Raw genomic sequence first — 5,298 nt, 5'->3', positions numbered from 1 at the left:
GACCGCATCTGCGGTCCGGGGCCCTTCCGTGTGCCGGGGTCGCCCCCGTGCCGCCGCGGCGCCGGGGCGACCGGGAGCTCAGGCCGCCGGTGGGTCCCGACGCTCCCCGTGCAGCCGGGCGAGGATGGAGACCCGCAGGTCGGCGGGCGCCGTCTCCGCGCAGGAGCGCCGGACCACGGAGCGGATCACGCACTCCAGGTCGTACTCGCGGGCGCACTCCCGGCACTCGAGGAGGTGGCCGTGGATCTCGTCGAGGTCCTCCGCCGGGAGCACCCCGTCGAGGTACTCGTAGATCAGGCGGATCCTCTCGTCCGTGCAGCATCCGAGGCTCTCGCAGTCGGCCATGTCTACTTGTCCTTTTCCTTCTTCTTGTCGCCGGTCACCCTGGACGTGTCGAAGCCGCGCTCGGCGGCGTAGTCGGCGAGCTTCTCGCGCAGCAGCTTCCGCCCGCGGTGCAGGCGGGACATCACCGTCCCGATCGGCGTGTCCATGATCTCGGAGATCTCCTTGTAGGCGAAGCCCTCCACGTCGGAGAAGTACACCGCCAGCCGGAACTCCTCCGGCAGCTCCTGCAGGGCGCGCTTGACGTCGCTGTCCGGCAGGTGGTCCAGCGCCTCGACCTCCGCGGAGCGCAGTCCCGAGGACGTGTGGGACTCGGCGCGGTGCAGCTGCCAGTCCTCGACGGTGTCGGTGTTCGCCTGCAGCGGCTCGCGCTGCCGCTTGCGGTAGAGGTTGATGTACGTGTTCGTGAGGATCCGGTACAACCAGGCCTTGAGGTTCGTGCCGGGCTTGTACTGGTGGAACGCCGAGAAGGCCTTGGTGTAGGCCTCCTGCACGAGGTCCTCGGCGTCGGCCGGGTTGCGAGCCATGCGCAGGGCGGCGGCGTAGAGCTGGTCCACGTACTCCATGGCGTCCTGCTCGAAGCGCGCCTTCCGGGCCTCGGGGGTCTCGGTCTCGACGTCGACGGGCGGCTCGGTGCGCTGGGGGGCGGCCCCCTGCTGGTTCTGCTCGTTCATCACGGACCAGTCTACGGGGATGCGCGCGCGGACCGTGGCCGGCTCGAGGACGCTCGTGGGGGCGGTGATGGCTGCTCCTCTCCCCCGGCCGTGCGGGTCCGCTCGCCGGACCGTGGTACCGGACCGTGGTGCTGGATCGTCGTGGTGGCCCGCCGCTGGCGGGCCGGTCGCTGTCCTGCACAACGGGTGACACCGGCACGCCTATTCCCGCCGCGGGATCCGCGCGCCCGCCCCAGGCGCCCTCCCCGTGGCTAGGATGGGACGAGCGGCGCCGTCCGCCGATCCAGACCCGTCCGACACAGCCCCGCGGTACCGTCTGCCGCCGAGGAGGAACCCATGAGCATCGTCCGTCGCATCGCCCGTCCGCTGCTGGCCACCGGTTACGTCGCCAACGGGGTGGAGAGCTTCCGCAACTCGTCCCAGGCCGCCCAGCACCTGGCCCCGGCCATCTCCGCCGCCACGAAGGCCTTCCCCCAGGTCGGGCCCGCGCTGCAGAACCAGGCCGTGGTGGCCCAGGGCCTGGCCGCGGCGCAGGTCGGCGCCGCCGTGCTCTTCGGGCTGGGCAAGCTGCCCCGCCTGTCGGCCGGTGTGCTCGTCACCACCACCGCGCTCAACGCCTACGCGGACTACCGCGCCGCGGAGGCGGGCTCCCCGGAGGAGAAGGCCGCACGGCGCAGCACCGCCTTCAAGAACTCCTCACTGGTGGGCGCCGTCATGCTCGCCGCCGTGGACACCGAGGGCAACCCGTCCCTGCTGTGGCGTGCCGAGCACCTCGCCGGGGACGTCCGCAAGAACGCCTCCAAGCTGGGCAAGGACACCCAGAAGCAGGTCGCCAAGGCCGAGAAGGCCCTCCAGCACGCCGTCAAGCAGGGCTAGGCCACGGTCCGCCTGTCGTGATGCCGTCGGAGTCCTCCTCCCCCGCCGCCCGTCCCGACGCCGTGGAGCCGGCCCCGCAGCACGAGCTGTGGCCGGCCCCGTTCGTCGGTGCCCGGCCCGTCGCCGCCGAGCTGACGGTGCCGGGCTCGAAGTCCCTCACCAACCGGTACCTGCTGCTCGCCGCCCTGGCGGACGGCCCGTGCCGGTTGCGCTCGCCCCTGCACTCCCGCGACTCCCGGCTCATGGTCGAGGCCCTGCGCGCGCTGGGGGCCCGGGTCGAGGAGGTGGCAGGGAACGGCGGCTTCGGCCCCGACCTGGTCGTCGAGCCCGCCCCGTGGGACGCCACGGAACCGGTCACGGTCGAGTGCGGGCTGGCCGGGACCGTGATGCGCTTCGTGCCGCCCGTCGCGGCCCTCGCACGGCGCGCCGTCACCTTCGACGGCGACCCGGGCGCCCGGGTGCGCCCGATGGGTCCGGTGATCGAGGCGCTGCGCGGGCTCGGCCTGCGCGTCGAGGACGACGGCCGGGGCCGGCTGCCCTTCACGGTGCACGGCACCGGCGGCGTCCGCGGCGGGGAGCTGGAGATCGACGCCACCGGCTCGAGCCAGTTCGTCTCCGCCCTGCTGCTGGCGGGCGCCCGCTTCGACGACGGGCTCCTGCTCCGCCACCGCAGCGCCGACGGCTCGGGGCGGGGCGTGCCGTCCATGCCGCACGTCGAGATGACCGTGGAGGTCCTGCGCGGGCTCGGGGTCGCCGTGGACGACTCCGAGCCCGACCGGTGGCGGGTGGCCCCCGGGCCGGTGCGCGCCTTCGACGTGACCATCGAGCAGGACCTCTCCAACGCCGGTCCCTTCCTGGCCGCGGCCGTGGTGACCGGCGGACGGGTCTCGGTGCCCCGCTGGCCGGACCGCACCACCCAGGGCGGTGACCACTGGAAGCACATCCTGCCCGCCTTCGGCGCGGCGGTCGAGCTCACGGACGGGACGTTCACCGTCACGGGGCCGGACACCGTGAGCGGGGTGGACCTCGACCTCGGCGAGGCCGGGGAGCTCGCGCCCACGGTCGCGGCCGTGTGCGCGGTCGCCGGCACGCCCTCGCGGCTGCGCGGCATCGCCCACCTGCGCGGTCACGAGACCGACCGGCTCGCGGCGCTCGTCGCCGAGATCAACCGGCTCGGCGGCGACGCCGAGGAGACCGAGGACGGGCTGGTGATCCGGCCGGCGCCCCTGCACGGGGGGACGTTCCACAGCTACGAGGACCACCGCATGGCCACCGCCGGGGCCGTGATCGGCCTCGTGGTCCCGGACGTGCGGGTCGAGAACATCGCGACCACCGCCAAGACCCTGCCCGAGTTCCCCCGGCTGTGGGCCGAGCTCACGGGCCCGAGCCGTGCCGCGTAGGGACTCCGTCCGGCGCGACTGGGACGAGTCGGACGTGCGCGTCCGTCCCAGCAAGTCCGGTTCCCGCCCGCGCACCAAGGAGCGGCCGGCGCACGAGGACGCGGTCACCGGCCGCATCGTCACCGTGGACCGCGGCCGCTACACCGCGATCCTCGAGGAGGACACCCCCGGGGAGCGGCTGGTCGTGGCGGTGCGGGCCCGCGAACTGCGCCGGCAGCCGGTGGTCGCGGGCGACCTCGTGGGCCTCGTCGGCGACGTCAGCGGCGCCCCGGACAGCCTGGCCCGCCTCGTGCGGATCGAGGAGCGCTCCACCGTCCTGCGGCGCAGCGCGGACGACACCGACCCGGTCGAGCGGGTCGTGGTCGCCAACGCCGACCAGCTCGTGGTGGTCGTGGCCGCCGCGAACCCCGAGCCCCGCACCGGGTTCATCGACCGCTCCCTCGTGGCCGCCTACGACGCCGGCATCGAGCCGCTGCTGTGCATCACCAAGACCGACCTGCGGGACCCGGCCGAGCTGATCTCCCACTACACCGCGCTCGAGCTGCCCGTGCTCGTCTCGGGCCCCGCCCTCGACGTCCCGGCCGACGACGACGGGACCACACTGCCCCTCGACCCCGCGCTCGTCGAGGCCCTGCGCGAGCGCCTCGACGGCCACGTCTCGGTGCTGCTGGGCCACTCCGGCGTGGGCAAGTCCACCCTCGTCAACGCCCTCACGGGCGCCGACCGGGCCACCGGCGGGGTGAACGCGGTGACCGGACGGGGCCGGCACACGTCCTCGTCGGCCCTCGCCCTGAAGATCGAGGACGCCTCCCCCGGGTCCTGGATCATCGACACCCCCGGCATCCGCTCGTTCGGCCTGGCGCACGTGGACCACGACCGGATCGTGGAGTCCTTCGACGAGCTCGCCGAGGCGATCGCCGAGTGCCCCAAGGGCTGCCGGCACACGGGGACGTCCCCCGGCTGCGCCCTGGACGCCTGGGTGGCGCAGGGCCGGGCCGGGGACGCGGGCGAGTCCCGGCTGGCCTCGCTGCGCCGGCTGCTCGGGGCCGGGGAGCGACCCGGGGAGGCCCGCGAGGACAAGGAGCTCGGCGTCCAGTGACCGGCCGGGCGGTGCGCCGCCCACTCCCGTCCGACCAGGTCCGGGACCCCGGTTCGGGGTAGGTTGGTCCAATGCGCAGCCCCAGCAACTACACCGACGACCTCCGCCTCGCCCACATCCTGGCCGACGCCGTGGACCGCCTGACCGTGCGCCGGTTCAAGGCCCAGGACCTCACGGTGGAGACCAAGCCCGACCTCACCCCCGTGACGGACGCCGACCGCGAGGCCGAGCAGCTCATCCGCACCCAGCTGGGGCGCGCGCGCAACCGGGACGCCGTGATCGGCGAGGAGTACGGCGCCACCGGCAGCGGCGCCCGGCAGTGGGTCGTGGACCCCATCGACGGCACCAAGAACTTCGTCCGCGGGGTGCCGGTGTGGGCCACCCTCATCGCGCTCGTCGACGAGGGCCGGCCGGTGGTCGGCGTGGTCTCCGCGCCGGCGCTCGGCCGCCGCTGGTGGGCGGCGGCCGGTGGGGGCGCGTTCACGGGCAAGTCCCTGGCCAACGCCCAGCGCATCCACGTCTCCCAGGTGGGGCGGCTGTCCGACGCCTCGTTGTCCTACTCCTCGCTCACCGGTTGGCGGGACCGCGGTGTGCGCGACCGCTTCCTGGAGCTCACCGACGAGGTCTGGCGGACCCGGGCCTACGGCGACTTCTGGTCCTACTGCCTCCTCGCCGAGGGCGCGGTGGACATCGCCTGCGAGCCCGAGCTCAGCCTGCACGACATGGCCGCGCTCGTGCCCGTGGTCGAGGAGGCGGGTGGCCGGTTCACCTCCCTCGAGGGCGAGCCCGGCCCCTTCGGCGGCAACGCGCTGGCCACCAACGGGCTGCTCCACGACGAGGTGCTGGGAATGCTCGCCACCGGGTCCTGACCCGGACCCGGCGCGACGGGGGCCCGCACCTGCCGGTG

6 protein-coding genes are annotated in these 5,298 nt (G+C 74.3%); 4 read left to right on the top strand and 2 right to left on the bottom strand.

Translation table 11 applies throughout. From position 1 onward, the window contains the following. Positions 1-78: 78 nt before the first annotated feature. On the bottom strand, positions 79-345 hold the full coding sequence (gene rsrA, locus ACFU0Y_RS16885) for a mycothiol system anti-sigma-R factor (protein WP_380215920.1): 267 nt from the start codon (positions 343-345) through the stop codon (positions 79-81). 2 nt (positions 346-347) lie between these two features. Continuing rightward, positions 348-1,016 carry a sigma-70 family RNA polymerase sigma factor gene (locus ACFU0Y_RS16880; RefSeq protein ID WP_380215918.1) on the bottom strand — a complete coding sequence of 223 codons (669 nt, stop codon included), beginning with the start codon at positions 1,014-1,016 and terminating at the stop codon, positions 348-350. A 336-nt stretch (positions 1,017-1,352) separates the two neighbouring features. Between ACFU0Y_RS16880 and ACFU0Y_RS16875 the strand changes: the two genes are divergently transcribed. The 4 genes from ACFU0Y_RS16875 to hisN all read left to right on the top strand — a co-directional run bounded on the left by ACFU0Y_RS16875 (position 1,353) and on the right by hisN (position 5,260). Further along, on the top strand, positions 1,353-1,892 hold the full coding sequence (locus ACFU0Y_RS16875; protein ID WP_380215916.1) for a DoxX family membrane protein: 540 nt from the start codon (positions 1,353-1,355) through the stop codon (positions 1,890-1,892). Positions 1,893-1,912: 20 nt separating this feature from the next. Continuing rightward, the gene (aroA, locus tag ACFU0Y_RS16870) at positions 1,913-3,292 is read left to right on the top strand and encodes a 3-phosphoshikimate 1-carboxyvinyltransferase (protein ID WP_380215914.1); all 1,380 of its coding nucleotides are present in this window, start codon (positions 1,913-1,915) and stop codon (positions 3,290-3,292) included. Further along, positions 3,282-4,391 carry a ribosome small subunit-dependent GTPase A gene (locus ACFU0Y_RS16865; protein WP_380215912.1) on the top strand — a complete coding sequence of 370 codons (1,110 nt, stop codon included), beginning with the start codon at positions 3,282-3,284 and terminating at the stop codon, positions 4,389-4,391. Before aroA ends, ACFU0Y_RS16865 begins: the two co-directional genes overlap by 11 nt. A 71-nt stretch (positions 4,392-4,462) precedes the next feature. Then, positions 4,463-5,260, top strand: coding sequence for a histidinol-phosphatase (gene hisN, locus ACFU0Y_RS16860; protein WP_380215910.1), 798 nt, complete (start codon positions 4,463-4,465; stop codon positions 5,258-5,260). The last annotated feature ends 38 nt before the right edge of the window (positions 5,261-5,298 follow it).

Source organism: Kocuria sp. NPDC057446, assembly GCF_042802875.1.
In the GTDB taxonomy this organism is placed as follows: Bacteria; Actinomycetota; Actinomycetes; order Actinomycetales; family Micrococcaceae; genus Kocuria.
Note: the sequence above shows the minus strand (reverse complement) of the source record. Positions and strands in the feature narration are given on the sequence as shown.